Genomic DNA, 24,613 nt, shown 5'->3' with positions numbered 1-24,613 from the left:
TCAAAGAGATCAGCAAATTAGCAGCAATTGCTACAAAGGAACCAATAACACCCCAAAAGAGACGGGCGCCTATGTTCCCTTTGAATAACAGAGCATAAAAAACTTTCAGCGAGGACATTACTATCATCGTGATTTGGTAATCAACTTCGAATAAATTCATGATACTTTGTAAGGCAACCAGGCAAAACAATACAATATAAATTTGATATTTTCTGGAACTGGAATAGGAGAGTCGCTTGGACAACAAAAAGAAAAGAAAATAATATTCGATGACATTGACAAATATTTCCCATATTCCCCAAAGAATAACCATGCTTTACCCCCATAAATTCATTGCGATCCTTTTCTATTATATACTGAAACCATTGAAACAGAAAACTTTTCATTCATTAAAATGATGGTTTCATTCATATTTTCACACAAAGATGAAAATATATGATATTTTATATTTAAATTGGGGAGCATATTCCCTTAGTAAAGGAGAACAGAAATGAAAAAGATGAACGAGTCAAACGTAAAAAAAGCTATTACAAAAATGACGGAAAAATCTCTTTTAAAGGTTGCGGATGCTTTCTCAGCGCTTGCTTGCTGTGGACCTTGGTATGAACCCAAAGTGCCGCAAAAGCTCAAAAAATAATATAGTTTCTATTTTTAGCAGGGCCGGATAATATCCCCTGTTTCAATTTAACGAAGAGGCGATATCCTGCTAAAAAAGGAGAACAAAATGAAAAAGATGAATGAATCAAACGTAAAAAAAGCCATTACCAAAATCACCGAAAAGTCTCTTTTGAAGGTTGCGGATGCGTTCTCGGCGCTTGCATGTCAAGGACCTTGGTATGAACCCAAAATGCCGCAAAAGCTTAAAAAGTAATTCAGTTTCTATTTCCTATAAGGCCGGGCGACACCCCCTACTGGTTTGTCTGGCCTTAATGGAAATAGTTTTTTATTATGGGGAGGAGCAAAAATAGCGATGGCTCTGCACACGGATGTTCAGGCAAATATATTGCGGCGTAAGGCCGTTATTTTTTTGCGTAAAATACGCCCTGCATTTCATCATTGCGGACTTTTGTGGTTGGCGCCGTATGCCGGCTGATGTTATACTTGACTGAGCAGCCGGGTATCCTCTCTGATTTGTGCAGGAAAAGAGAGGAGAACGTTTGAAAATATGGATATACTGGGAAATGAAGGAGCTGATATGATGGAATGGATTGAGCGGTTAAACCAGGCGATGGATTATATCGAAAAGCACATTACAGAGGAAATTGATTACGAACGGCTGGCACAGGTGGCCTGCTGCTCGACCTATCATTTCCAGCGGATGTTTGCATATATGGCTGATGTATCGCTTTCCGAATATATCCGCCGCAGACGGATGTCTCTTGCGGCGGAAGATTTGCAGGGCGGTGCAAAAAAGATCATCGATGTGGCATACAAATATGGCTATGCCTCGCCAACGGCGTTTAACCGTGCATTCCAAAGCGTTCATGGAGTCGCGCCCTCACGCGTGAGGGAAGAGGGGGTTTCCCTGCGTGCGTTTCCTCCAATCAGCTTTAAAATTACAGTCAAGGGAGCTGCGGAAATGAGTTACAGGATTGAGAACAAGGGAGCGTTTCGCATCATAGGGATTTCCCATCCGCTCGAAAAGGAGATTGAGAAAAATTTTGCCATTGTGCCGCAGATGTGGAAAAAAGCCTCAGAAGACGGGACAATCGGCAAACTTGCGGCAATGATGGATTCGGAGCCGATGGGATTGCTGGGAGTGAGCGCATGCAACGCAGAAGAGGAATGGAAATACTTTATTGCGGTTTCCAGTACAAAAGAAATTGACGATACGTTAGAGGAATACACGGTTCCTGCCTCCACATGGGCAATATTTACCGGCAGTGGAACAAACCTTTCCATACAGGAGCTTGAGCAGCGTATTGTGACAGAGTGGCTGCCGGGTTCAGGTTATGAATACGCAGACGCGCCGGATATCGAGGTCTATTTGAATGCTGATCCGCAAAACGCAAAATACGAAATGTGGGTTCCGGTGGTAAAAAAATAACCAGGAACATTTGGTTCGCGTTTATAAAAGCAACAGCGCTCACCCGGAACAAACAAAAATCTTATCCAGGGTGAGCGTTTCTATTGCGAAAAACACAGATGAGCTGACATGTAACAGGCTTTTTTTGATATAGCCGGCCAGAGATTCATCAGACAGTCCAAACTCCGTAAATAATACTCCACATGCGTCAAGCAGGAGCGTATCGATTTCTTCCCTGCTTTTGAGCAGCCATCCGGACTGTAATTTTATTACCTTGCTCCTCGGAACAAGAAGTCCGTAAAGGTCTGTATCTGTAAGAATACAACCAAGGGAAGAAGCAAGCACCTGGTCAAAGAGATTGATCACGAGGTGCTGATAGCCTGCGTGGAAGGCGGTCATGGCGCGGTGGATACGCTGAGGATCAAAGCGGCTGCAAAATTCATTTTCGTAAAGTGCGCGCCTCAGGTATTCGACAATAAATTCAATGCCGGCAAGATGAGTGACGGGATTGCTGAGTGGATAATCGGCGGTAATGTGGATTTCATGAGCGCTGTAGCTGACGTCGTAAAGCTGAAAGAATCCCTTGATGCCGTCTACCAGGGTGGAGGTATAAGTTTCGTTTGCCGTTCTGACAAGGGTTTTGAGAACGAGCGTATGAAGGTGCTTTGCCGTTCTGCGCTTTATTTCGATTTTTTTGCGTCCTGCACTGTATAGCTCATGAATACTGCTGGATTTCAGCAGTGCGATTGCAGGAGAAGGCTCTTTTGCTTTTAAAGATACGCCAATCGTGTACAGGATAGATTCTAAAATATTCTGTGCCAATTCTATTTTGATACTGCTGCTGTCGCCACTGGTATACAGCTTGCTTTTTTGCGCGAGGAATTCGACGCACCTGTTTTGGAATATGGATACATCCGCCTCTGTGAGCATACGGGTTCTGCAGCCTTCTGCAAGAAGGGATTGGACGTAAAATTCGCCGTCAAGATTGCAGGGATTGAGGGACGGTGAGCTTGCCATCTCTTTCATTTGGATTCCTCGTTTTGCATGGGAAGGCCGTACCGCAGGGCGACGGCCATTTTTTCAAGCTCGCGGTCCCGCAGCAGCTCGACCGAACCGTGGCAAACACTGTCAAAGGATTTTTTCATAAAATCAATCAGCTCATCGTCGCTGCACAGGTCAAGCGTCTCGTTTTTATAAAAATAGAAGCACTCGATCAGCTCGTGCATGGTTTGCGCGTAATTGTACTGACAAATATATGGCGAATCGCAAAATGCGAAAATCAGCTTTTCAACAACGCCTCCGCCAAACTCAATCCGTCCACAGGAATCCAGCGAGTGCGCACGAGCCGACACAAGCTCAAACACCTGGGTTTTGGTGAGCGTAAGACCGAATTTTTGTGTGAAATCGTTGCACTTCATCGTTTGCTCAACCGCTAGTCTTTGAGCAATGCCAGAATCAGACAGGTTTATCAAATGATTCATCATAAAAACCCTCCCTATACTTAATACCACGTCCCGGCAGGAATTGACAGACTTGAAATTTTTGCTGATTTGTGGTAATATAAACACATAAAAGCGGATGAATTTTATCATTCGTTTTTTTGTTTCGGAATGCAAATCGAAATCCTCGCGGCAGATAAATGTGGCAAAAGAGGGATGCGTGAAGCATGTACTGCTTTGAAAGAAGCGCTCCGTTTGATATAATATAATATAATAAAACCGGTTATGGAAAAAGGCGGTCATGGCAGGAAACAGTACCCTTAAAAAAGCATTCTATGCCGCATTCCCTCATACGATCCCCATTCTTGCGGGATTTTTATTTTTGGGGATTGCATACGGAATTTATATGAATATATCCGGCTTCAGCCCAATCTATCCAATTATCATGAGCGCGACAATTTTTGCGGGTTCTGTTGAATTTGTGGCAGTAGGGCTTTTATTGGCGGCGTTTGATCCATTGCGGGCGCTGCTATTGACGCTGGTGATCAATGCACGGCACCTGTTTTACGGTATTTCCATGCTGGATCGGTATAAAGGGACGGGACGCAAGAAAATCTATCTGATTTTTGGAATGTGCGACGAGTCGTTTTCGATCAACTATACCGCCGATATTCCGGTAGGCGTTGACAAAGGATGGTTTATGTTTTTTGTGACGCTGCTAAACCAGATATACTGGGTAATGGGCGCAACGCTTGGCGGCGTGTTCGGATCGTTTATTACGTTTGATACGAAGGGGCTTGAATTTGTAATGACAGCCCTTTTTGTCGTTATTTTCCTCGAACAATGGCTGAAGGAAAAGAAGCACTACAGCTCGCTGATCGGGCTGGGGCTGTCGCTTGCGTGCCTTCTCATATTCGGCGGGAGCAGTTTTATCATACCTTCCATGATCGCAATATTTGCCGTAATCACTGTGTTTAAAAATCCACTTGGGAAAGCGGGTGAGGGCGCATGAGCGTAACGCAGCAAATCATTACCATCGGAATGGTGGTGCTGGGCACGCTGATTACCCGGTTCCTGCCCTTCCTTGTATTTCCCGCGAGTAAACCAACGCCGAAGTTTATCCGGTATCTTGGAAAAGTATTGCCCGCGGCCGTGCTTGGGTTATTGGTCGTATACTGCCTGAAGGACGTCAGTATATTCGCGGGGAACCACGGCATTCCTGAAGCAATTTGCATTGCAGTGGTGGTCGGGCTTCATGTGTGGAAACGGCAAATGCTGCTATCCATTGCGGCGGGAACCATTTTGTATATGATTTTGGTACAGGCCGTATTTGTTTAAACGATACAGGAAAGCTTTTTGCAGCAGCAGGAGACTGTGGATGTACAGGCAACATTAAATTTCGTTTCCGTTTCGTTTTGCATTAAAAAGAAAAAATGTATTGACTTATCCGTGCCTTTTCAAGTAAAATCAAATCATAAAGGAGCGTGCTGTTTGCGCGCCAATGAGGGATAATGCAAAGGAGCGGGGGAACCTATGATTTCGGTCAGTGGAGACAAAAACCAGACAGTAAGGCGGAACGCAATTATGGATCTGCTGGAAAAGGATTCAAGGCTGCGTGTAACAGACCTGAGCGACGCGCTCAACGTTTCGGTTGTGACGGTTCGCAAGGACCTGAGCGAGCTTGAAAATGAAGGGCTGCTCAAACGGATACACGGAGGAGCGGTTATCAACAGGAAATCCCAATACAGTGAAAACTTTGCGGAGCGTAAAAGCCGCAAGGCGGAAGAGAAGAGACTGATTGCAAAGGCGGCAGCGGAGCTTGTCAGGGACGGCGAATCGCTCATTATCAACGTAGGCTCCACGTGTGCTTATATTTGTGAGGAGCTGAAGAATAAGAACAACCTGATTGTGATCACAAACGCCCTGCATATCGTAAACGAGCTTGCCTGCTGTGAACATATTACAACATTTTTTCTGGGCGGCAGATTTGACACGGATATGCAGATTACAGTCGGCGACGATGTGAGCGACCAATTATCCAAGTATAAAGCGGATAAACTGATTATGGGAATGGACGGCGTTGACATTCAGGCGGGCCTTACCTCCTATAATCATGTGGAAGACGCGATCATGAGGCAAATGATCGCCCAGGCCAAAGAAAAAATTCTTGTGGTGGACGATTCAAAGATTGGAAAGGTAACGTTTGCCCATATAGCCGCGTTAAATGATTTTGATATACTGGTAACCAATTACAATGAATCGAAGGCGGAAGAACTCGAAAAAATCCGCAGGTCGGGACTGCAGGTTATCGCAGTATAATTTTTTAGGCTTCAGGCCGGGGCATGCGGTATTGCATGCTCCCGGTTCCTGGGAGGAGGAGCCTGTTGCCGGGCTGCCATTTCATAGAAAACAAATCACAGATTTTGAAAACAGCTTGTTCCTATCGAGCTTCACAGCGTGTCGAATAACCTTCAAATAACAGTTTCCAAATAAAGTAATAAAACAAAAAAATTGATGACTCTGTACTTTTTGTAAAGAGAAATGGAATCCCTTTGACTTCTTTTTTTTACCAAAAATGATCATTTCGAAAAATTACAAGATTGCTTCATATTAAAAACAATGTTATTTTCCCTGAAAAAGAAAGAAAAAGCGATAAAAAGAAATTAAAATAGCAAATAAAATAAGCAAAAAGAAAATATTTAATGGAAAAATCAGAAAAAACGTAAATATAATATTGACAAACGTAAATAATATGTGCTATTCTCTAGAAAAAAAGAAATTAGAAACAAATTTTAATAAAATCTTTTGGAGGATGCCATGAAACGAAACTTACGCATTCGCCCCCCATTTTTTGAAATTGGTCCGAAAAATTATCTTTATGGAGATCAGATCATTGATCTGGCACGGCTTGCAGACGAAGCATCGCAAAAATACGATGTAAGGGTTATTTTTACCACGCCCTATGCAAATATTGCGCGGGTATCAGAATGTACGAAGCAGCTGATCGTATTTGCTCCACATATGGATAATATCGAGGTAGGCCGCGGACTGGCGGCAGTGCTGCCGGAATCTTTGCGGGCTGCGGGAGCGCAGGGGGTTATGCTCAACCACGTTGAAAAACCGATGAGGATAGCAGAATTGTACGGGACGATTCGGCGCGCGCGGGAACTTGGAATGATGAGCATTGTCTGTGCGGACTCGATTCCGGAAACAAAAGCAGTTGCATTGCTTGAGCCGGACATGATGGTGACAGAGCCTGCGGAGCTTATTGCCACTGCGTGCGCGGCGGACGTATCTTATGTCCGCACATCGGTGGATACGATTATGAACATTGATCCCAATATTGGAATATTGGTGGGCGGCGGCATCAACAGCGGCCAGGATGTTTACAATGTGATCGCCGCAGGCGCGGACGCAACGGGTTCATCCAGTGCGATTGCAACGGCGCGCAATCCGCGGGCAATGATCGAAGAGATGCTGAGCGCGGCGCGGGACGCGTGGAATGAAAGATGCGGCGGCGTCATGATGGAGGGATAACGATATGGCAAAATACGATGTGTCCGTTGAGAAGATACTAAAAATCGAATGCAGGGCGGTCAGTGGGCTCATAACGTCGCTTGACCGCGAAATAACAGACAGGGTGATCGATCTTTTGCTCCGTGTAAAGCCGGAAGGGCATAAGGTGATAACGGCGGGCTGCGGAACCTCGGGAACCGTTGCGCGCAGGGTAGCGCATACGCTCAGCGTTGTGGAAGTGCCCGCATTCTATTGCTCGCCGGCAAATTCGATCCACGGCGGCATGGGAGCGATTCAAAAGGGCGACGTAGTGGTGCTGTTCTCCAAGGGAGGAAATACGCCGGAAATATTAAACTACATTCCCTGCTGCAAAGAAAAAGGCGCAAAGATCATCGGCGTATCGCAAAACGACGATTCCGTGCTGGCAAAGGAATCAGATATTTATTTTAAGATCGAGGTCGGGGAGGAATCGGATAAATTCAATATGTGCGCGTCGGCAAGCTGCACGGCGACCATAGCGGCATGGGATGCGGTTGCGTTTACCATCATGGATGTCAGCGGTTATACGAAGAAAGATTTATTGCTTACGCATCCCGGCGGAAAGGTCGGCGAGATGCTTCGCAGCCATTAAATATACATTCAGGACGGAGGATACAAAATGAAGGTTTACAACGAAAAATTTGAAGTGCAGTCGGACAGGAGACCAACGTTTGACGATGTTACAACGACGGTGCGCGAGATTCTCAGGCGCTCGGAAATTCAAAACGGAACGGTACTCGTTTATACGGGGCATACCACTTGCAGCGTGCAGATACAGGAATTTTCGGACGGGCAAACCTACTGGGGTACTGAGCTTATTATGCAGGATCTTGCCAACGTACTGGCAAAAATCATTCCTACCTGTACTGCTGAGGGCCAGTATATGCACCCTTGCCCCAGGCACATTGAGCTTGCGGGAAAAGACAGGAACGAACAGCCCGCGTGGTCGCTTAACACGGATGCGCATCTGCGGTCTGTGGTCATGGGGCGTTCGGTTACGATGCCTGTGATAGACGGCGAGTTGCAGCTTGGCGAATTTGGATGTATCTATTTTGGCGATTGGGATCAGGTGCGGGCAAGAAAACGCACGGTGATCGTACAAGTGATGGGGGAGTAAAAAATGAGTCTTGTACTGGGTATTGACCTTGGGACAAGCGGATGCCGCAGCGCAGTATTTGACGACAGGCTCAATATGCTCTGTTCGGCCCGTACAGAGTATCCGTTGTCAATCCTTGGCGGCAGCCGGATTGAGCAGGATGCAGGCGTGTGGTGGGATTCGGTCCGGCAGACAGTGAGGGAGGCTACGGCGCTTCTTGGGAAAAAGAGCGCAGCTATCAGAAGTATTGGCGTGAGCTCTCAGGGCATATCCATCGTACCCGTTGGGAAAGACGGAAAGGTGCTGTGCGGGGCAATCAGCTGGCTTGACGGCAGGGCGGCGTGTGAAACCGACGAGATCATCAAGCGCTATGGCGCGCGGGATATCTTTCAAAGGACAGGGAAACGGATTTCCCCGATCTACACCCTGCCAAAGCTGATGTGGATCAAAAAGAACGAACCGCGGGTTTTTGAAAAAACAGAGCGCTTCTTAATGCCCGTGGACTTTATCCAATACCGTCTTTGCGGAAACTGCGTCACAGACCATACGATGGCAGCCGGAACCATGATGTACGATATTCACGGTCAAGCGTGGATGGAAGACCTGCTGGGTGAAAACGGTATCGGTGCAGGATTGCTTCCGGATATTGCGTGGGCGGGCAGCGTTGCCGGAACGCTCCTGCCCGAAACAGCCAAAGAGCTGGGACTTGGAACGGACGTCATCGTAGCGGTTGGGGCGCAGGACCAGAAGTGCGCGGCCTACGGCGGAGGAGCATCCGAACGGGTTGTAACGGTATCGCTGGGAACGGGCAGCTGCATCACAAAGCTTTCAGAAGTGCCTGTATTGGATGATGAAATGCGGATTCCCGTATTTTCTTACCTGTATCAAGGTTGCTGGGACATGGAGGGGGTTGTAAATACCGCGGGCTCCGCGCTTGAATGGTTCCGGAAAAAGTTTGCGCCCAACATGGATTATGAAGAGCTAAGCGGCATGGCGGCCCATGCGGAAACAGGCGGATTGAATTTCTATCCTTATTTATCCGGGGGAGCCTCCCCGCACTGGGGAGAAGGCGCGGGCGTATTTACAGGACTGACGCTCCAGAGCGGGATACCGGAATGCGTACGTGCGCTTCTGGAGGGAATTGCATACCACATCAAAGCAAATACGGATGTTATGGACAAGGCGGGGCAGGCCGCCGATACGCTGCGCGTATTTGGCGGCGGATCAAAGAGCGACCTGTGGTGCAGGCTGATCGCGGATATTACAGGTAAATGCGTGGTGCGGCTGGAATCGTGCGAAACAGCCCTTGCCGGGGCGGCAAGGCTTGCTTTCAAAAGCCTTGGGATGGAAACGAAGCCGCTTGCGCCGGAACGGGAGTTCCTGCCGCAGCCGTGTGAAGTGGAAAAGTACAAGGAACGATACATTGATTACGAAACAACGAGAAAACGCTGTTTTGACATGAGAGAAACGGAGTGAATAAAATGTCGTTTTATTTTCAGGAAAAGACGTGGCCGGAGCTAAAGGAATATGTCGACCGGGATGCGCTCATTATCCTTCCGGTGGGGGAAGTGGAAGAGCATTCGCTTTATTTACCGGTGGATTGCGACGCGAGGATCGCCGAATACCTGTGCGCGCAGATTGCCGACGAAATACAGGACGAAATTCCCGTATTGGTGATGCCTGCTGTTTGGTCGGGCTACACGCCAAAGGCGGTGGCAAAATGGCCGGGTGCAATGCGCCTGCGTCCGCAGGTGTTTGCGGATATGATCCACGATATATGTGCATCGATAGCGGAAATGGGTTTTTCCAGGCTGTTGATGCTCGATTGCCACGGGCAGCATGGGCCCATGCTCAATATGGCCACAAAGCTGATTGCCGACGAGTATGGATATTATTATACAGTGGCTTCGCCGGTGGCGTTTTCCGCGGCAGAGTTTAACCGGATCAGGAAATCCCCGCGCGGCGGCTGCAGCCATTCCGGGGAATGGGAAGCGTCGCTTATAATGCTGATCAGCCCGGAGCTTGTAAAGGAAGAAAAGTTCTGCAACGACGATCTGCTGAAGCATCATTCGGATTTTGTAGCGGGAGACGCCTGCTTTGGCGGACAAAAGGTAGTATGGTCAACCTTTGGGATACAGCAGCCCAAATATGGAGCCTGCGGAGATCCCACACAGGCGAGCGCGCAGACCGGGCAGGTTATTGTGGATGCAATCAGGAAAAATTTCAAACGCTTTTTGAAGGAATACTATTTTCATGAAACTATTCTGCCGGAATAAAATCCGGTAATGGGAATGAACTTAAAATCAATTTTCGGAAGAACCGAAACAGAAAATATTGGAGGTGCAAAATGAAAAAGACAAAGGGATTGGCTTTGGCAACAGCGATTATTATGGCTGCTATGGTATTACTCAGCGCGTGCGCCGCTCCGGCAACGCCGTCTGAGGCGGCTTCGACAGAGGCGGCTTCGGCAGCAGCGTCAACAGCGGCTCCCGCGGATAATGGCGGCGGGGAAACCGGCGGATCGGCTAAGACGGTCGGTATCGCAATTTACTCGATGGACGCAGATTCCTGCGTAGCGCTCGTAAAAGAGGCTCAGGCAGTCGCCGACGAGCTCGGCTGGAAGGTAACGCTGCTGGACGCTCAGGGCGATCCGTCCACGCAGGCGGACCAGATGGCGAACCTGATTTCACAGAAGGTAGACGCGATTATCCTGAATCCCACGGATACCACGTCACTGCTCCCCTCAATTCAGGCGGCAAAGGAAGCGGGGATTCCCGTTGTGGGCGTTGGAATGGAAATGGACAAGGAATGTATGGACCAGCTCCTGTTCTTTGCGGGTGTTGACGATTACAGCCTTGCGTTCACCGGCTGCGAATGGATTGCAGAAAATTATAAGGACAAAGGCGCGCAGGTAGCGCTCATTACAGGCGCGGCAGGAACAGATCCGACCAATAAAACCATTCAGGCGTTCCAGGATGCGACAAAGGATACGGATATCAATTACGCAGGAGATTTTGCAGGTGATTTTGACAGCGCGAAGGCAATGTCCATCACAGAAGACCTTATGACGAAATATCCTGAACTGTCCGTTATTTACTGCCAGGATCACGTCATGGCGCTGGGCGCTGCTTCGGCAGTGCAGGATGCGGGCAAAGCGGAGCAAATCGCGATTGTCGGCGCGTGCGGCATACCGGATTACCTGCAATATGTCAAGGATGGTTCCGTCACCTGCTTTGGGTACGTACTTCTGTATCAGTGCGGCGGATTTGCAATGAGGCAGCTTTCCGATTACTTTAACGATCCAGGGGCTGAGTTTGCTCCAAAGTATTACGCAGCGCCGGTTGTTGTGACCGCGCAAAATGTTGACCAGGCAGATTCGATTGAATTTGATTTCGTAGCGGCAAAATAAGGCGTTTAAACTCTGACTCAGACTCAAACCACGAAAAACAAAACATATCTTTTCTTCCCGTGCAAAGCAGAAAAGAGCGGCAGGCCGTTCTTTTCTGCCGCCGGGGAACTACACTTTAATCAGTAAAACTTAATTTAGGGATAAGGGAGGAAGCGTCATGGAACAGGAAGTTATATTATCGTTGCGTAATATAACCAAGACTTTCCCCGGTGTAAAAGCGTTGGATGATATCTCTGTTGATTTTTTCAAAGGCGAAGTACATTCCATTGCGGGCGAAAACGGAGCGGGAAAATCCACGCTCATGAAAATATTGACAGGCGTTTATTCGCTCGAGCAGGGTGAAATATGGCTTAATGGGATCAAAGAAAAAATTCGGAACCCGCTGGACGCCATCAAAAAAGGGCTAAGCATTATTTTTCAGGAATTCAACCTCATAGACGCGCTGAGCATCACGGAAAATATTTTTATAGACAGGCTCTCAAAATCGAAGGGGATGTGGATCGACTGGAAGGAGGCCAACCGAAAAGCTGCCGAATTTATGAAAGAGGTTGGTTATGACATTGATACAACCACCCTCATAAAAGACCTGAGCGTGGCGGAAAAACAAATGGTGGAAATTGCTAAGGCGATCTCCTATGGTTCCAAAATCATCATTATGGACGAGCCGTCGGCGACGCTCACGTCGAGGGAGGTCGAAAGCCTGATCAGGATCGTGAACGGATTGCGCGAGAAGGGCGTGACCGTAATTTACATTTCACATAAGCTCGAGGAAGTGCTTGAAATCAGCGACCGCGTATCGGTGATGCGCGACGGAAAGCTGATCAGTACAAAGAACGTTGAAAACGTAACCCGCGAGGGAATCATTGTGGATATGGTCGGAAGGACGATCGGACAGGAATTCCCCGTCCGCGAGCAGCCGGTGCTGGCTTCGGAAAACATTCTGGAAGTGAAAGACCTGCGGCGTGACGGCGTTTTTGAGGATATCAGCTTTACGCTGCAAAAAGGTCAGGTGCTTGGACTTGCGGGGCTTGTAGGCGCGGGGCGAACGGAAATTGTGCGGGCAATCTTCGGCGCGGATAAGCTTGACGGGGGAGAGATTTTTCTCGGCGGCAAAAAAGTCAACATTACAAGGCCGGAGGACAGTATCAAAAACCGGATCGCGCTCCTGACGGAGGACCGGAAATCACAGGGGCTGTTATTGCAGTTTCCAATTTCCAAAAATATATCGCTCGCAAACCTTGGTAAGGTGACGCACCGCGGTATGGTCAGCCGCAAGCAGGAGAAGGATGTGGCGGAGGAATATGTGGAACTGCTTTCCATCAAAACTCCTTCAACCGAGCAAAGGGCGATCAACCTGTCAGGCGGGAACCAGCAGAAGGTAGTCATTGCAAAGTGGCTGTTTGCGGACAGCGATATCATCATACTGGACGAACCGACGCGGGGCATCGATATTGGCGCCAAGCATGAAATATACTTGCTGATCAACCGGCTTGTGCAGGAAGGGAAATCGATCATATTCATTTCCTCAGAGCTGCCGGAGCTTCTGGCGATGAGCGACAGGATTATTGTTGTAAACGAGGGCAGGATCAAGGGAAGCCTTGAGCGCAAGGAAGATATCACTGCCGAAAACGTTATGCAGCTTATTCTAAAAAACTGAAGGGGGTGGCACTATGAATCAGATGAAAAGTCTTGAAAATCGAAAATTATCGTTTAAGAATCTCCTTTCAGAGGTTCCTGAATATGCCTGCGTTGTGGTGCTCGTCATCGTACTGATCGTCGCGGGATGCGTTTCGCCGGTGTTTTTTACGGATACGAACATCCAAAACGTACTGAAGCAGGGCGCGGTACTTGCCGTGCTTTCCATTGGAATGGGATACGTATTGATTTCAGGCTGCATTGACCTGAGCGTGGGAATCAATATGGCGGTATGCGCGCTGGTTTCCGTTGTGATGCAGCAATATGTGGGCGATGCGGGCGCGATTATACTGGCGTTGCTTGTGGGAATAGGGATCAGCTCCTTTAATATGCTGATCATTTATATCACAAAAGCGCGGGCAATCGAGATCATGATGATCACGTTTGGACTTAAAATGGCATACCGGGGGCTTGCACAGGCAGTAACAGGAAACGCTACCTTCCGGGAAAACACGACCGATTTTTTCCGCAGCCTGGGAAAGGGAATGACCTTTGACGTCATACCCAACATCGTTATTATTATGGCGGTTGTGGCGGTTATTCTGGGCGTCGTACTGGGAAAGACGAAATTTGGCAGGCAGGTCACGAGCGTTGGTATCAATCCGGAAGCAAGCAGGCTTGCGGGAATCAGTATCACAAAAACCCGCCTCAAGTGCTTTATGATTTCCGGCCTGTGCGCGGGCATCGCAGGTATTCTCCTTGCGTCGCGCACGATGGCGATACAGGCGCTTTCGGGCGACGACTATGAAATGATGGCAATGAGCGGGCTCGTAATCGGCGGTTTCGCGGTATTCGGCGGTTATGGCAGCGTGTGGAGGGCAGTACTCGGCGTATATGTATATACGATCATCAACAACGTACTGAACCTTGTGGGCGCGGGCGCTTACGAACAAATACTGGCGCAGGGTGTGATCCTTGTCCTTGCAGTGTGGCTCGACGTATATATTCGCGTAAAAAGGGCAGGAGGTAAATCGAGATGAACAGCAGCAAAGCATTGGGATTTGTAAAAGAACAAAAATCGTTTGTCATTCTGGTGATCGTTATCATATTTGCCGCATGCGCCTCTTCTATGTTTTTCACGATCGACAATCTGCAAAACCTGTTTCTGCAAATATCGATCCAGGGGATCATCAGCTTTGGCATGACGTTTACGCTCATCGCGGGCGAGTTTGATATGTCGGTTGGTTCAAACCTGACGCTGTGCGGAATATTGTTTGCACAGCTGCTCTCGTACATGAGCTTTGGTTTGGCGATTATCGTGGTCTTACTGTTTGCGGCAGTGCTGGGGCTTATAAACGGCATTCTGGTCGCGAAGCTGGGCGTATGTTCGTTCATCGGCACACTGGGCACGATGTATGCCTATAAAGGGCTTGCACTGATGCTCAGCCAGGGGCAGCCGGTTCCCGCGCGCACCGAGGAGGTGTTGCAGGTCAGCAATATGCAGATCGGCGGGTTCTCGATTTTTCCTGTGATCTTCATTATCGTGGGGTTAATCAGCGCATATGTGCTGACGCGCACGCAGTTTGGGCGAAACATCTACGCGGTTGGCGGGAACGCCGAGGTTGCGAACAATTCAGGAATCAGCGTGGTGTTTTATAAAACGATGTCCTTTGTGATTGTGGGCGTAACCGCAGGGCTTGCGGGTATCCTGCTTACAATGAGGCTGCAGTCCGCAACGCCGATTGCGGGAGACAGCCTGAACCTGATCGTAATTTCCAGCATTATCATCGGCGGTACCAGCCCTGCGGGCGGAGTGGGGAGCATACCAAAAAGCTTTATCGGCCTTATGATCATCGGCGTGCTCACAAACCTGTTAAGCCTTATCGGCCTTTCCGGATATTACCAGCAGGTAATACAGGGGGCGATGACGGTTGCGATCATCGGCGCGACAAGCTTTGCAAACTATCGCAAGGTAAGCGCGATATAAGGAGTGAATATATGACGATCCGTGATTATATCGTATCGTACAACGAAACGTTCCGCTATGTGGAGGAACGTTTTGGAAGCGGCGCTCTGGAAAATTTGTTTTCCCGGATTTCCGATCAATGGTGCGTGCACCTGAATGAATGCGTGGAGCGCAGCGGGATCGAGGGATGTATGGAATATTGGGGCGGAGAAGACGGAGGAGGAACGCTTGAACGTGAAAAAGCCTCGTGCAGGATATGGATGGAAAACGGCGTTTTTATGATTGAGATGAACGAATGCCCGTCCGTCGCAGAGCTTCGGGCGCGCGGATGCGAGCCGTACGCAGGGAACATAACCTATTGCGACCATTGCCGCGCGCTTTATGCGCCGGTTTTGAACCGGTATGGCCTGACGTTTGACGTAGAAATAGAGTATGGAATGGATGGATCATGCGCCGGTAAATGCCTGACGACGGTGCAAAAAATAAAGCAATACAAATTGGAGGGAAGAAGAATGAGCAATTTTTGCAGGGAATTTACATTCGAGCCGCATCCCGGGATTCCGTTTCGTGATGTGGCGGTTTTGGACGAATGCAGGAAAAAGGGAAGGGAGGATTATCTGGCGCTCAACCAGACGCGCCCAAACTGGAAGCTGGAGATCGTGGATGACGACTTTATCTCGTATGCGTGGCTCACAGATATGTTCAAACGGATCAGGGACAGCGACGAAAAGGATGAGAAATGCGTGATGATTCTTCCAAACCCTGCGGCTATTTATAAGCGGGTTGCGTATATGCTCAACGAATGCAATATCAGCTGCCGCAATCTGGTGGTGTTTACGATGGACGAATGGGCGGATCAGGATGGACGGATTGCGCCGGAAAGCTATCCTGCGGGATTCACAAATGCGTTTTTCCGTTTTTTTATGAATGAGCTGAGGGAAGAATTGCGTCCTGATATCAAAAATATCCATTATCCGACAAACGAAAACATCGAAGTGTATTCTAAAATGATCGAGGACGAGGGAGAAGCGGATATCGCCTATTCTGCATGCGGATGGTCGGGGCACAGTGCGTTTATCGATGCGGTAAAGCAGTTTGGCGTGGATGGCGACCAGGTGATACCCACGGACGAATGGTTGAAACTTGGCGCGCGGATAGCCGACCTGCATATTTTAACGCAGGCGCAAAATTCGCTGCACGCAAGCTTTGGGCTTGCGGGGGACCTCGCATTTGTACCGCCGCGCGCGGCGACCATCGGCCCGCGCGATTTTGTGAATTGCAGGGAGGTTTTTGAATTCCATAACTTCCTGATTGGCAATACGGATATCAGCTGGGAAAAAATGATGTCGCGCCTGGTTTGCTTTGGACCGGTTACGCCGCTTGTGCCTGATTCGCTGATTCAGGTATGCAGGGCGAACGTTTATATTTCAAATTTGTTCGCAGAGAAGATCGATTATGACACAGAGCGGCAATACCGCTGAAACAAGGGGGATAAAAAATGGCTGCAATCAGGGAATGGTATAGCGGATACAGCATCATTTACAACTGGTTTGAGGATAACTATGGAAAGCAGGCTCTGGAGGAATATTGGCACTATATCGCAAAGGCGGTGTATACGGGGCTCGCAAAGCAATTCCGCGAGGGTGGGTTGCCCTATATCCGCGATTATTTCAGAGAGATTATCGAGGAAGACGAAGGAAAGGTGCGTTTTGAAGAGGACGGGAACAAGTTGACCGTCGAGGTGCTCGAAATGCCGGATCACATCTGGCAGAAGGAATATCTGGAAATTGGCGGTATGCCGCGTGAAAACTACTACCGCTCCTACGAAGTGATTTACGGGGACGTCGCGGCGATGGCGGAGCTTGGTTTTGAATTGCTGAAATATGACGCGGACGGCAGGCTGAAATTTCAATTTACAAAGGAGGATGCGGCATGACGATCAGGGATTATATTGCGGCATACAACATGACCTTTGGATATGTGGAAGAAAAATTCGGAACGGAAGCGCTTGCGGATTTATTTCGTGAGATATCCGACGAGTACTGCGCGCATCTTGACGAATGTATCCGCGACTATGGCGTGGAAGGCTGCATGAAATACTGGGGAGGGGATACAGGCACGCTGTCCCGAGAAAAGATCGATTTCAAAACATGGATGGAGGACGGCGTATTCCACGGGCAGATTCGCAACTGTACATCGGTAGCAGACGTGCGCAGCAGGGGACAGGAGCCTCATGTCGGCGCGCTTACCTATTGCGACCACTGCGATGCACTCTATGGGCATGTAGCTGAAAAATATGGAATCGAGCTGCATTTTCTGCCGGAGTACAATGAGGATGGGACGTGCGCGGGAAACTGCACATGGTACGCAAAGGAAAAATAACGGAGGAATATCATGAAAGCGATTGTAAATACGACGGTCGTTTTGGAGGATGGGCTTATTTATGACGGCGCCGTCCTGTTTGACGAAAACGGGATACTGGAAGCCGGAACGGGGAAAGACGTCTGTATTCCGGAGGACGCGCAGGTGTTTGACGCAGGTGGGAATTATACTGCGCCGGGCTTTATCGACGTACACTGCCATGGCGGGAACAACAAGTTTTTCTATGAAGATCCGCAAACGGCGTGCAGGGAATTTCTGGCACATGGCACCACGAGCGTTTTGCCGGCATTGTACCAAAGCCTTGACCTTGAGCAATTCAAGCATGCGATAGACCTGATACGCGACGCACAAAAATCGGGCGGCGCAGGAAAAATCATCGACGGGCTGTATATGGAGGGGCCGTTCATGAATCCCAAATACGGTTCCGAAGCAAACGATGTCAAATGGCATGGTGCGATTGACACTGCGGTCATGCAGGAGCTGGTGGATTATGCGGGTAAGGATGTGCGCGTATGGTGCGTTGCGCCGGAACGTGATGACATCGAAACGTTTGTCAGGTATGCGCTGCGTGTAAATCCTGGGGTTGTGTTTTCTATGGGGCACTCGGAATGTAAGCCATATATGGCGTACCGGCTCAAAAAGTATGGACTGAAAAATCAGACGCATCACTGCAATGCAACCGCCGTGGTTAATCCGATCATTCCAAGCAATGTTGGCATCAGGGACGTCGGGCCGGATGAGGCATGCCTGTATGACGACGATATGTATGCGGAGCTGATCTGCGACTCGCGCGGAATCCATGTAAAGCCGCATATGCTGCGTATGGTGGTCAAGATCAAAGGGCTGGAGAAAATTATTCTTGTAACCGATCATTATCCGTTGGACTGTGCGGATCCGGAGGGGCCGATAATGGGCGGTACAAAAGCGCCGGACCTTGGTTACGATAAGCAGGGATGGGTATGCGGAAGCAGGATGACGATGGACGTGGCGTGCAGGAATATGATGATGCACACAGGCTACGGCATTTGCCATGTGATCAAATTTGCAACCGCAAATCCCGCTAAGATGCTGGGTATGTTTGATACGGTTGGAAGCATCGACACGGGCAAGAAAGCGAACCTTGTGATTATGGATGACAAAATCGGTATTAAAAAAGTGTTTTTTGAAGGAGCGGAGGCCTGAGGATAATCGGCCTGCTCCTATGCAAAAAAGCTCGGTTGCTTCATAAGGACGGGAAAAGACCAGAGGGCGGCGGTTAGCAGTCCTTGGTCTTTCTGTTTTCAAGCAAAGGATCGATTCCATTGAAAATACGGCGGGTAACAACGCTGATTCCAATCACGATTACCGCGGCAATATAAAATGGAAGATATATATTATTTCCGATATTCTCAAAAACATTACCGTAGATTAGCTGACCGAGGGGATTCATGCACATACAGATGCAAATAAAGCACGACGTTACTTTTCCGATCAAATCCGCAGGGGTTAAAATCTGCAAATATGACAGTACCTGAATCTGGAATACAGTTGATAACGCCACCAACAGGCCGCTGCCGACCAGCAATACAACATAGACAGCCATTGGATTTTTTAACGTTTGCAGCCCAATCCCGGCCAAAAGGACAGACAACGCGCAGCCAATCAGCAGGAACGGGCCTGCCTTTGCTTTCAATTTTTTAGAACATACTCCCGCAAGCAGTCCGCCCAATACCGCGCTGGCGGCGATGACTCCCTGTGCGTATCCATACAGCCGGTTGGCGGTATCCCCGGCAAATCCCAGGCGCTGCGTAACCAGGACGGGAACTGCAATCAGGATTAATGCGGTCAGGAAAAGATTCAAAGAAGCATAAACCAACGATATTTTCCACAGTACAGGTTGTTCCCGGAGCATAAAGTGAAAGCTTTTTTTCAGATCGCCAATGGCTATTGCGAATATATTGCCTTTTTCCTGCTTTTTCTCAAATGGCATATGGATAAAGATTTCCATGATTGCGGATACAAAAAAGCAGCCGATGCTTACATACAGAATAGGAGACAGGCCAAAAACAGAAAACAGGATGCCGCCAAAAACCGGCCCCAGCATACTGGCGAGAGAGTTGATCAGATTGATGATCGAATTGCCCTGCATCAAATGTTCTGGACTGACCAAAACAGGTATGCTTGCCTGTACTGCGGGCTGGTAAGCACCCTGTATGCCATACAATGCGACGATTGTGATTGCCACAAGCGGTACAATATCCATTTTGCCCTCCAACAGGCAAAACAGGAAAATCAGAATTGACGTTCCAAAATCCAGTAGCACCATAATATTTTTCTTATGAAAGCGGTCGGCGATGATCCCGCCGATTGGAAATAAAACGAGCATAGGGATGAAAGCGGATGCTGAAATGGTTCCAAACAGGGCGGACGAGCCGGTAAGGTTCAATAAATAGAGCGGAAGGGCGTACCTCAAAATTTGATTGCCAAATATGGAAATGATCTGGCCCATTGTAACAAGCGTAAAATCCCTTGAAAAAATCGCTTTTTCCTGTTTCATAGATGGTATCCTCCGAAAGTATATTGAGTCTTGGGACTCAAAAGCTACGGTAACATATTTTTGTGTCCTTGTCAACAAAAAATGAAGGCAATAAAAAAACAGCCTGCTTTTGGAAGCGGGCCGCTTAACATTTTTACATCGAAAACACTGGGTTTATTGAGGCTAAAACCGCCTGTGTTTTACGTGCAGGCCAAAAGGAGCGCTATGGTTACAGCCTGTCGCAGTAGCCTGATGTAATATCAACGCCCAATTTCTTGATTTGTTCATCCAAATGCCTGTTGTAGTTTTCTGCAAAGCGAAGTATACTGTCAAATTGCTGTGTGGTCATCTGTTCAAATACTTTTTTATCCCTTTCCCGGGATTCTTTGTGCAGCTGGTTATGAATTTCATTTACCGTTTTTCCATGGCTGGTAAGCTTGAAATAGATTTCTTTCCTGTTATCAGGCCTTTGATAGCTTTCAATCAATCCCTTTTTTATGAGTTTCTTTGTTAATTTGCTGATGGCGCTTCTTGTCATATAAAAGGCCTCCGCAAGCTTTGTTACGTTGGGATCCTCATTTTTGCCAATATATTCGATGCAATGCACTTCGGAAGGCGTATATTCCTTCAGCGCAGCCTTCATCCTGAATTCATCCAGCCACATTCGTTTGCTGAACAAGTCCCAAAGGCCGGCTAAAACCTGCTCTGATTTATCCATGGTCTTTCCTCCCTTTTATTGTGATAGTAACAACAGTATATTGCTTTTTTGTTTCCGTTTCAATAATATTGGCTGTATTGGATTTGCCCACAGGGCCGTTTATTTCGAAGCGCGCAAATAACCAAGATCCACCACCCTTTGAAGCGCTTGCGCTACGTCTACCTTGCGAGGCCCATTGCGCGTTATCTTCATTGTAATGGTGTCTTCCGGACAAAAAGTTATTTCACGTTCGCCGTCAAGCGCAACCGTGCCAAAATAGCCGGGCTTTAGCCGAAGCTCTTCGTCTGGCTTCAGCGTGCGGACTTGCTGCAAGCCAAACCGTACGAGTACGCCGACAGAGATGGCGGCGACATAATCCCTGCGCTGCCAGTCAAGCGCCGCATATACGCCGTAATCGTCTTCCGGCAATACGATGTTAGAAGAGCCGATCAGGGCGGAGAAGCCGATATTGGCCGGATGCGACTGCGTTACGAGGATTGCGTCGATATCTCCCTCGTCGGTAATAGCGCGCGCGCCGATACAGTTTTTTCTTGAAACAACCGCGTCAATCAGCCCAATGTCGGTTTGACCGTCGGAAACGCTTACCTCGATCAGTTTTCCGCGGGGAATATCATCTTTTTTCAGTACGTTGTCGGCCAATGCTGCGGCTGCGATTGCCACGACGGTACCTTCGATGAACTGGGGATAAACATTATTTGTACCCGTAGATACAGGAATCAGCGGTATGTCTCCTATCGTTTTTGCTGCGGCGCGGCTTGTGCCGTCCCCGCCAAGCACAATAATAACGTCCGCCTTCAATTCATGCGCCATATAATCCACAAAATCGGAGGTGTCCTGTGCGTCGCCCGATACATAGAGGTCAGGGATGGTAACCCTGTCCTGAATCTCTTTCTGGTTCATGCCGTCCAGCGCGTGATATCCCAAATGGTTATCATCCGGCATAATGTAAATATGATGGTCTCCAAGCTCGTAAATTCCGGACAGTATCCGCTTCACGATGCTGATTTTTTCCTGATTGTTGAAGGTGGTCGCATACGACACGATGCGCCTGATATCTTTTCCGGAGTTTGGATTTGCAACAATTCCAATCGTTCCCATATGATTCACCGCTTTCATTCGATTGCCACAGCATTAAGCATAAGGCGGTTTTTCAAACCGCCGGCTTCTTTATCCTAGCACTATCATACTGGAAAAACAAGACGGTTAAGGCGTTTTGACGGAATCAAGTGAAAAAGCTGCCGCACATTGATTCACGCTTTGCCGGGGGCTGTTTTTGCCTTTGGATAAATCCTGTTTACCATAAATACCATCAGCACAAGTAACGCTCCCAGGTAAAAGGGAAGCGCACCGTAGCCAGTCCGTTCGGCAAGCAAGCCGAACAGCGGGGGCATGAAGGTTGTACCGACATAAGCTGAAGCCATTTGTATACCCATAAGCGCCTGTGAATTGATTTTACCGAAGGTGTTTGGCGTTTCATGAAGAAGGCTGGGGAAAATGGGCGCGCAGCCAAGGCCGATAAACAGAAGCCCGACTACCGCCGCGAGAGCGGGTAAGGGAAGGAGCAATACGATAATTCCTATGCCGATTAAAAGCTGGCCCAGGCGGATCAACTGCTTTTGCGACAGCTTCATGGATAAAAAACCAGACAGGATGCGGCCGAGCGTAATACCGATAAAATACAGGGATATCCATCCCGCTGCAACGTCCTCAGCAATCCCCCTGACCGTAACCAGATAGCTGCTGCCCCAAAGCGTTACGGTTGCCTCGACAGAGCAATAGCAGAAAAAGGCGAGCAGCGTGGGTTTTGCTTTGGGCAGGCGTATTGCCGTGGGCAAGGCGATCGATGTTTTTTGATCCGCCTCTTCCGGTTTTGAAGGAGACCTGGCTTTTTTCCAGAGCGGCAGGGAAAAAATAAGGATAGCGACAAGGCCGAACTGAAGAAAACTGATGACGCGATAGGCCGTATTCCATGTGCCGGACTGTATTAAGACCGATGAAATGATGAGGGGGCCGATGATGGTGCCTATGCCCCAGAAAGCATGGAGCCAATTCATATGGGCGGCCTTGTAGTGCAGGGCAACAAAATTGTTTAATGCCGCGTCGATGGAGCCCGCGCCAAGGCCTAACGGTACAGCCCATAAGCAAACGGCGATAAAGCTGCCTGAAAATGAAATCCCCAAAAGGGCGACAGCCGTCATCGCTACGCAAATCAGCGTAATATAAGATGTGCCAAGCTTGCGGATCAGGCGGTCGCTCAACAGGCTGGAAACGATAGTGCCTCCCGCAATGATCATCGAAATGATCCCGGCGCTTGCGATATCTACGCCAAAGCCGCCGTACATTGCGGGCCACGCGCTGCCAAGCAGCGAATCCGGAAGGCCAAGGCTGATAAAAGCCAAATAGATGATAACCAGCAGTACAACCATTCCCCAAGCTCCTTTGATACCTTAATAATATATTTTAGCATGGAGAGCTATGGAAAAGCCAGAAGTTGCATGAATAAAATTCAACCTGACAAAATTGCTTTATATGTCTGTATAAAGTTACCATCCAATGGGCCCTTAATATTTGTTACAGGTTCAATGTTGTGGATAACAGGCAAATACCAGAAGAAATGCCGTTATGGTTACGATGAGCTTTTTCATTGATATCCGCATATAAATACCGTCCGCCTTAAACTGAGTACACGTTGAAATTGTCTCGAAAAACCAGACGCCGCAATTATGTCCCCGCAGTCTCCTTGTTTAATTCAGCCCATTCCGTTGCTAATTGGAACAATGAAACGCCGGACATTTCTTTTGACAAGGCTTCGACTGCATCCTCTAAATGCGGGCTCAGGATTTCTTTGAAAAAACGGCCAATTTGGCATCCGTCGGAGATTTTAGGATGAAATTTAAATAAATCGTCAACATTGTGCTTTTCTACCGCCGTATAAATATCCCATAGCGATATCTCCTTTGGATCCTTCGATAATGTCGTAACGCCCTGACCGGTTGACACTTTAATGATACCGGCGTCTTTCAGTTTCTTATATAGCTGCCTGATTAGCACGGGATTAGCGCCCGTGCTCTGTGAAATAATATCGCTTGTAATTTTTTGATTGCCGGAAATCAACATCAATAACAACATTTGAATTGAAACCGTAAAGTTGCTGCTCATTCTCATATTCGATACCTCTATTGTTATTCTAATAGACTTTTGGTTACAAATCAACTGTAGCCATTGACACTACAATTAAAATACAATATAATTATTTGTAGTTATTAACACTACAAATAAACAAATAGTCGCAAAGGAAGGAAAAAATCATGAAAAAAGAAGCGTTGGAAGTTTTAAAAAACAGAAGGAGTATTCGTAAATTCAAGCCGGAGCAGATAACGGCAGAGGAGCTCGGTGTAGTTTTGGAGGCGGGGACTTATGCGCCTACGGCTGGTGGTCAACAGCAACCTATCATCGTTGCCGTTCAAAATAAGGAATACGTGGAAGAACTGGATAAAATAAATGGGAAAATTATGAATGGGAATGAAGAAACGCATCCCTATTATGGCGCGCCAACCATAATACTCGTTTTGGCTCCCACCGATGGGATCGCTCCGGTGGAAGATGGAAGTTTGGTTGCGGGCAATTTATTGAATGCCGCCTATTCGGCGGGCCTGGGCGGTTGCTGGATTCATAGGACAAAAGAAATGCTTGAAACGCCGGAAGGACAAGCGTTGCTTAAAAAGTGGAAGCTTCCTGCAAATATGATGGGCGTCGCTTCAATCGCTTTGGGATATGCGGACTGTGAGCAGCCAGAGGCCGCTGAGCGTAAAAAGGACTATATTCGAGTAGTTTAGCCGCTGGTTCGGGCGGAAGAATACGACAGCGCTTTA

27 protein-coding genes are annotated in these 24,613 nt (G+C 48.2%); 20 read left to right on the top strand and 7 right to left on the bottom strand.

Annotated elements, in window-relative coordinates; all coding sequences use genetic code 11:
- The first annotated feature begins 490 nt into the window (after positions 1 to 490).
- From CHK_RS16030 to CHK_RS03915, 3 genes are all read left to right on the top strand, one after another.
- Entirely contained in the window at positions 491 to 637 is a 147-nt protein-coding gene (locus tag CHK_RS16030) for a cyclic lactone autoinducer peptide (RefSeq protein ID WP_082103376.1), read from the top strand.
- Between the two features lie 87 nt (positions 638 to 724).
- Positions 725 to 871, top strand: a complete 147-nt coding sequence (locus CHK_RS16025) for a cyclic lactone autoinducer peptide (RefSeq protein ID WP_082103375.1) — start codon at positions 725 to 727, stop codon at positions 869 to 871.
- A gap of 327 nt (positions 872 to 1,198) precedes the next feature.
- On the top strand, positions 1,199 to 2,047 hold the full coding sequence (locus tag CHK_RS03915; RefSeq protein ID WP_046442838.1) for an AraC family transcriptional regulator: 849 nt from the start codon (positions 1,199 to 1,201) through the stop codon (positions 2,045 to 2,047).
- A gap of 39 nt (positions 2,048 to 2,086) precedes the next feature.
- Here CHK_RS03915 and CHK_RS03910 read toward each other — a convergent pair whose 3' ends face one another.
- Positions 2,087 to 3,052, bottom strand: coding sequence for a DUF6179 domain-containing protein (locus CHK_RS03910; protein WP_052740273.1), 966 nt, complete (start codon positions 3,050 to 3,052; stop codon positions 2,087 to 2,089).
- Positions 3,049 to 3,510 (bottom strand): DUF6323 family protein, encoded by a 462-nt coding sequence (locus CHK_RS03905; protein WP_046442836.1) that lies wholly within the window; start codon positions 3,508 to 3,510, stop codon positions 3,049 to 3,051. Before CHK_RS03905 ends, CHK_RS03910 begins: the two co-directional genes overlap by 4 nt.
- Positions 3,511 to 3,766: 256 nt before the next feature.
- Here CHK_RS03905 and azlC point away from each other — a divergent pair, with 256 nt between their 5' ends.
- The 16 genes from azlC (at position 3,767) to CHK_RS03825 (ending at position 18,690) form a co-directional block, all read left to right on the top strand.
- Entirely contained in the window at positions 3,767 to 4,477 is a 711-nt protein-coding gene (azlC, locus tag CHK_RS03900) for an azaleucine resistance protein AzlC (RefSeq protein ID WP_046442729.1), read from the top strand.
- Positions 4,474 to 4,803 (top strand): branched-chain amino acid transporter permease, encoded by a 330-nt coding sequence (locus tag CHK_RS03895; protein ID WP_046442728.1) that lies wholly within the window; start codon positions 4,474 to 4,476, stop codon positions 4,801 to 4,803. The genes azlC and CHK_RS03895 overlap by 4 nt, the downstream gene beginning before the upstream one ends.
- A 195-nt stretch (positions 4,804 to 4,998) precedes the next feature.
- Positions 4,999 to 5,784, top strand: coding sequence for a DeoR/GlpR family DNA-binding transcription regulator (locus tag CHK_RS03890; RefSeq protein WP_046442727.1), 786 nt, complete (start codon positions 4,999 to 5,001; stop codon positions 5,782 to 5,784).
- A 498-nt stretch (positions 5,785 to 6,282) separates the two neighbouring features.
- Entirely contained in the window at positions 6,283 to 7,002 is a 720-nt protein-coding gene (locus CHK_RS03885; RefSeq protein ID WP_046442726.1) for a triose-phosphate isomerase, read from the top strand.
- 4 nt (positions 7,003 to 7,006) lie between these two features.
- Positions 7,007 to 7,612, top strand: coding sequence for a KpsF/GutQ family sugar-phosphate isomerase (locus tag CHK_RS03880; protein WP_046442725.1), 606 nt, complete (start codon positions 7,007 to 7,009; stop codon positions 7,610 to 7,612).
- Positions 7,613 to 7,639: 27 nt separating this feature from the next.
- Entirely contained in the window at positions 7,640 to 8,137 is a 498-nt protein-coding gene (locus CHK_RS03875; protein WP_046442724.1) for a secondary thiamine-phosphate synthase enzyme YjbQ, read from the top strand.
- Positions 8,138 to 8,140: 3 nt separating this feature from the next.
- Complete coding sequence (locus CHK_RS03870) at positions 8,141 to 9,592, top strand: xylulokinase (protein ID WP_046442723.1); 1,452 nt, start codon at positions 8,141 to 8,143, stop codon at positions 9,590 to 9,592.
- Positions 9,593 to 9,597: 5 nt separating this feature from the next.
- Entirely contained in the window at positions 9,598 to 10,392 is a 795-nt protein-coding gene (locus CHK_RS03865) for a creatininase family protein (RefSeq protein ID WP_046442722.1), read from the top strand.
- Between the two features lie 71 nt (positions 10,393 to 10,463).
- Positions 10,464 to 11,525: a sugar ABC transporter substrate-binding protein gene (locus CHK_RS03860; protein ID WP_046442721.1), complete on the top strand. Its 1,062-nt coding sequence runs from the start codon at positions 10,464 to 10,466 to the stop codon at positions 11,523 to 11,525.
- Positions 11,526 to 11,682: 157 nt separating this feature from the next.
- Positions 11,683 to 13,182 carry a sugar ABC transporter ATP-binding protein gene (locus CHK_RS03855; protein ID WP_046442720.1) on the top strand — a complete coding sequence of 500 codons (1,500 nt, stop codon included), beginning with the start codon at positions 11,683 to 11,685 and terminating at the stop codon, positions 13,180 to 13,182.
- A gap of 13 nt (positions 13,183 to 13,195) precedes the next feature.
- A complete protein-coding gene (locus CHK_RS03850; RefSeq protein ID WP_046442719.1) occupies positions 13,196 to 14,200 on the top strand; it encodes an ABC transporter permease in 1,005 nt (334 codons plus the stop codon).
- A complete protein-coding gene (locus CHK_RS03845) occupies positions 14,197 to 15,147 on the top strand; it encodes an ABC transporter permease (protein WP_052740270.1) in 951 nt (316 codons plus the stop codon). Before CHK_RS03850 ends, CHK_RS03845 begins: the two co-directional genes overlap by 4 nt.
- A gap of 11 nt (positions 15,148 to 15,158) precedes the next feature.
- On the top strand, positions 15,159 to 16,607 hold the full coding sequence (locus CHK_RS03840; RefSeq protein ID WP_046442718.1) for a 6-phosphogluconolactonase: 1,449 nt from the start codon (positions 15,159 to 15,161) through the stop codon (positions 16,605 to 16,607).
- 17 nt (positions 16,608 to 16,624) lie between these two features.
- A complete protein-coding gene (locus tag CHK_RS03835) occupies positions 16,625 to 17,062 on the top strand; it encodes a hypothetical protein (protein ID WP_046442717.1) in 438 nt (145 codons plus the stop codon).
- The gene (locus CHK_RS03830) at positions 17,059 to 17,508 is read left to right on the top strand and encodes a hypothetical protein (RefSeq protein WP_046442716.1); all 450 of its coding nucleotides are present in this window, start codon (positions 17,059 to 17,061) and stop codon (positions 17,506 to 17,508) included. The genes CHK_RS03835 and CHK_RS03830 overlap by 4 nt, the downstream gene beginning before the upstream one ends.
- 12 nt (positions 17,509 to 17,520) lie before the next feature.
- The gene (locus CHK_RS03825; protein WP_046442715.1) at positions 17,521 to 18,690 is read left to right on the top strand and encodes an N-acetylglucosamine-6-phosphate deacetylase; all 1,170 of its coding nucleotides are present in this window, start codon (positions 17,521 to 17,523) and stop codon (positions 18,688 to 18,690) included.
- A 73-nt stretch (positions 18,691 to 18,763) separates the two neighbouring features.
- Here CHK_RS03825 and CHK_RS03820 read toward each other — a convergent pair whose 3' ends face one another.
- The 5 genes from CHK_RS03820 to CHK_RS03800 all read right to left on the bottom strand — a co-directional run bounded on the left by CHK_RS03820 (position 18,764) and on the right by CHK_RS03800 (position 23,900).
- On the bottom strand, positions 18,764 to 20,044 hold the full coding sequence (locus CHK_RS03820) for an MFS transporter (RefSeq protein WP_046442714.1): 1,281 nt from the start codon (positions 20,042 to 20,044) through the stop codon (positions 18,764 to 18,766).
- A 208-nt stretch (positions 20,045 to 20,252) separates the two neighbouring features.
- Positions 20,253 to 20,741 (bottom strand): MarR family transcriptional regulator, encoded by a 489-nt coding sequence (locus CHK_RS03815; protein WP_046442713.1) that lies wholly within the window; start codon positions 20,739 to 20,741, stop codon positions 20,253 to 20,255.
- A 99-nt stretch (positions 20,742 to 20,840) separates the two neighbouring features.
- Positions 20,841 to 21,857 (bottom strand): NAD(+)/NADH kinase, encoded by a 1,017-nt coding sequence (locus tag CHK_RS03810; RefSeq protein WP_082103374.1) that lies wholly within the window; start codon positions 21,855 to 21,857, stop codon positions 20,841 to 20,843.
- A gap of 134 nt (positions 21,858 to 21,991) precedes the next feature.
- Complete coding sequence (locus CHK_RS03805; protein ID WP_046442711.1) at positions 21,992 to 23,167, bottom strand: MFS transporter; 1,176 nt, start codon at positions 23,165 to 23,167, stop codon at positions 21,992 to 21,994.
- Positions 23,168 to 23,462: 295 nt separating this feature from the next.
- Positions 23,463 to 23,900 carry an Rrf2 family transcriptional regulator gene (locus CHK_RS03800; protein ID WP_235843842.1) on the bottom strand — a complete coding sequence of 146 codons (438 nt, stop codon included), beginning with the start codon at positions 23,898 to 23,900 and terminating at the stop codon, positions 23,463 to 23,465.
- A 149-nt stretch (positions 23,901 to 24,049) separates the two neighbouring features.
- Between CHK_RS03800 and CHK_RS03795 the strand changes: the two genes are divergently transcribed.
- Entirely contained in the window at positions 24,050 to 24,577 is a 528-nt protein-coding gene (locus CHK_RS03795; RefSeq protein ID WP_046442709.1) for a nitroreductase family protein, read from the top strand.
- The last annotated feature ends 36 nt before the right edge of the window (positions 24,578 to 24,613 follow it).

Source organism: Christensenella hongkongensis, from assembly GCF_000981035.1.
GTDB lineage: Bacteria > Bacillota > Clostridia > Christensenellales > Christensenellaceae > Christensenella > Christensenella hongkongensis.
Note: the sequence above shows the minus strand (reverse complement) of the source record. Positions and strands in the feature narration are given on the sequence as shown.

Coding starts and splice junctions, on each gene's coding strand:
- CHK_RS16030 (WP_082103376.1), top strand. CDS start 491: ATGAAAAAGATGAACGAGTCAAACGTAAAAAAAGCTATTACAAAAATG.
- CHK_RS16025 (WP_082103375.1), top strand. CDS start 725: ATGAAAAAGATGAATGAATCAAACGTAAAAAAAGCCATTACCAAAATC.
- CHK_RS03915 (WP_046442838.1), top strand. CDS start 1,199: ATGGAATGGATTGAGCGGTTAAACCAGGCGATGGATTATATCGAAAAG.
- CHK_RS03910 (WP_052740273.1), bottom strand. CDS start 3,052: ATGAAAGAGATGGCAAGCTCACCGTCCCTCAATCCCTGCAATCTTGAC.
- CHK_RS03905 (WP_046442836.1), bottom strand. CDS start 3,510: ATGATGAATCATTTGATAAACCTGTCTGATTCTGGCATTGCTCAAAGA.
- azlC (WP_046442729.1), top strand. CDS start 3,767: ATGGCAGGAAACAGTACCCTTAAAAAAGCATTCTATGCCGCATTCCCT.
- CHK_RS03895 (WP_046442728.1), top strand. CDS start 4,474: ATGAGCGTAACGCAGCAAATCATTACCATCGGAATGGTGGTGCTGGGC.
- CHK_RS03890 (WP_046442727.1), top strand. CDS start 4,999: ATGATTTCGGTCAGTGGAGACAAAAACCAGACAGTAAGGCGGAACGCA.
- CHK_RS03885 (WP_046442726.1), top strand. CDS start 6,283: ATGAAACGAAACTTACGCATTCGCCCCCCATTTTTTGAAATTGGTCCG.
- CHK_RS03880 (WP_046442725.1), top strand. CDS start 7,007: ATGGCAAAATACGATGTGTCCGTTGAGAAGATACTAAAAATCGAATGC.
- CHK_RS03875 (WP_046442724.1), top strand. CDS start 7,640: ATGAAGGTTTACAACGAAAAATTTGAAGTGCAGTCGGACAGGAGACCA.
- CHK_RS03870 (WP_046442723.1), top strand. CDS start 8,141: ATGAGTCTTGTACTGGGTATTGACCTTGGGACAAGCGGATGCCGCAGC.
- CHK_RS03865 (WP_046442722.1), top strand. CDS start 9,598: ATGTCGTTTTATTTTCAGGAAAAGACGTGGCCGGAGCTAAAGGAATAT.
- CHK_RS03860 (WP_046442721.1), top strand. CDS start 10,464: ATGAAAAAGACAAAGGGATTGGCTTTGGCAACAGCGATTATTATGGCT.
- CHK_RS03855 (WP_046442720.1), top strand. CDS start 11,683: ATGGAACAGGAAGTTATATTATCGTTGCGTAATATAACCAAGACTTTC.
- CHK_RS03850 (WP_046442719.1), top strand. CDS start 13,196: ATGAATCAGATGAAAAGTCTTGAAAATCGAAAATTATCGTTTAAGAAT.
- CHK_RS03845 (WP_052740270.1), top strand. CDS start 14,197: ATGAACAGCAGCAAAGCATTGGGATTTGTAAAAGAACAAAAATCGTTT.
- CHK_RS03840 (WP_046442718.1), top strand. CDS start 15,159: ATGACGATCCGTGATTATATCGTATCGTACAACGAAACGTTCCGCTAT.
- CHK_RS03835 (WP_046442717.1), top strand. CDS start 16,625: ATGGCTGCAATCAGGGAATGGTATAGCGGATACAGCATCATTTACAAC.
- CHK_RS03830 (WP_046442716.1), top strand. CDS start 17,059: ATGACGATCAGGGATTATATTGCGGCATACAACATGACCTTTGGATAT.
- CHK_RS03825 (WP_046442715.1), top strand. CDS start 17,521: ATGAAAGCGATTGTAAATACGACGGTCGTTTTGGAGGATGGGCTTATT.
- CHK_RS03820 (WP_046442714.1), bottom strand. CDS start 20,044: ATGAAACAGGAAAAAGCGATTTTTTCAAGGGATTTTACGCTTGTTACA.
- CHK_RS03815 (WP_046442713.1), bottom strand. CDS start 20,741: ATGGATAAATCAGAGCAGGTTTTAGCCGGCCTTTGGGACTTGTTCAGC.
- CHK_RS03810 (WP_082103374.1), bottom strand. CDS start 21,857: ATGAAAGCGGTGAATCATATGGGAACGATTGGAATTGTTGCAAATCCA.
- CHK_RS03805 (WP_046442711.1), bottom strand. CDS start 23,167: ATGGTTGTACTGCTGGTTATCATCTATTTGGCTTTTATCAGCCTTGGC.
- CHK_RS03800 (WP_235843842.1), bottom strand. CDS start 23,900: ATGAGCAGCAACTTTACGGTTTCAATTCAAATGTTGTTATTGATGTTG.
- CHK_RS03795 (WP_046442709.1), top strand. CDS start 24,050: ATGAAAAAAGAAGCGTTGGAAGTTTTAAAAAACAGAAGGAGTATTCGT.